Origin of the sequence: Brenneria sp. L3-3C-1 (genome assembly GCF_016456245.1) — a bacterium.
GTDB lineage: Bacteria > Pseudomonadota > Gammaproteobacteria > Enterobacterales > Enterobacteriaceae > Brenneria.
Genome location: NZ_JAEMHF010000031.1, coordinates 1 through 1,101, shown reverse-complemented (window position 1 = coordinate 1,101; position 1,101 = coordinate 1). Strand labels below are relative to the sequence as shown.

Here is a 1,101-nt window from a genome sequence, read left to right as displayed (position 1 = left end):
ATTACTACCGTTCTGGCTAAAACCTACGGTGGCGCTGCGCGCGCATTTGATCAGATCGATAACGCGCCGGAAGAAAAAGCCCGTGGTATCACCATCAACACCTCTCACGTTGAATACGATACCCCGACTCGCCACTACGCGCACGTTGACTGCCCGGGACACGCCGACTATGTGAAAAACATGATCACCGGCGCCGCGCAGATGGACGGCGCGATCCTGGTTGTCGCCGCGACTGACGGCCCGATGCCGCAGACGCGTGAGCACATCCTGCTGGGTCGTCAGGTTGGCGTTCCTTACATCATCGTGTTCCTGAACAAATGCGACATGGTTGATGATGAAGAACTGCTGGAACTGGTTGAGATGGAAGTGCGTGAGCTGCTGTCTCAGTACGACTTCCCGGGCGACGACACGCCGGTAATCCGCGGTTCCGCGCTGAAAGCGCTGGAAGGCGAAGCCGAGTGGGAAGCGAAAATCATCGAACTGGCTGAAGCGCTGGACAGCTACATTCCAGAACCAGAACGTGCGATTGACAAGCCGTTCCTGCTGCCTATCGAAGACGTATTCTCCATCTCCGGCCGTGGTACGGTTGTGACCGGTCGTGTAGAGCGCGGCATCGTTAAAGTGGGCGAAGAAGTTGAAATCGTGGGTATCAAAGACACCACGAAAACCACGTGTACCGGCGTGGAAATGTTCCGCAAACTGCTGGATGAAGGCCGTGCGGGTGAGAACGTGGGTGTTCTGCTGCGTGGTACTAAACGCGATGACGTAGAGCGCGGTCAGGTTCTGGCTAAACCCGGCTCAATCAAGCCGCACACCCAGTTCGAGTCTGAAGTGTATATTCTGAGCAAAGATGAAGGCGGCCGTCATACGCCGTTCTTCAAAGGCTACCGTCCGCAGTTCTACTTCCGTACAACGGACGTGACAGGTACCATCGAACTGCCGGAAGGCGTAGAGATGGTAATGCCAGGCGACAACATTAAAATGGTTGTTAACCTGATAGCGCCGATCGCGATGGACGACGGTTTGCGTTTTGCAATCCGTGAAGGCGGCCGTACTGTTGGTGCGGGCGTTGTTGCTAAAGTTATCGCTTAATCGCTGATA

At 55.4% G+C, this 1,101-nt stretch carries 1 protein-coding gene; it reads left to right on the top strand.

What is annotated here, in order from left to right; translation table 11 throughout:
* Positions 1 to 1,092 (top strand): elongation factor Tu (gene tuf / locus JG725_RS20550; protein ID WP_172291850.1); only part of this gene is annotated, 1,092 nt, incomplete at its 5' end.
* Between the last annotated feature and the right edge of the window lie 9 nt (positions 1,093 to 1,101).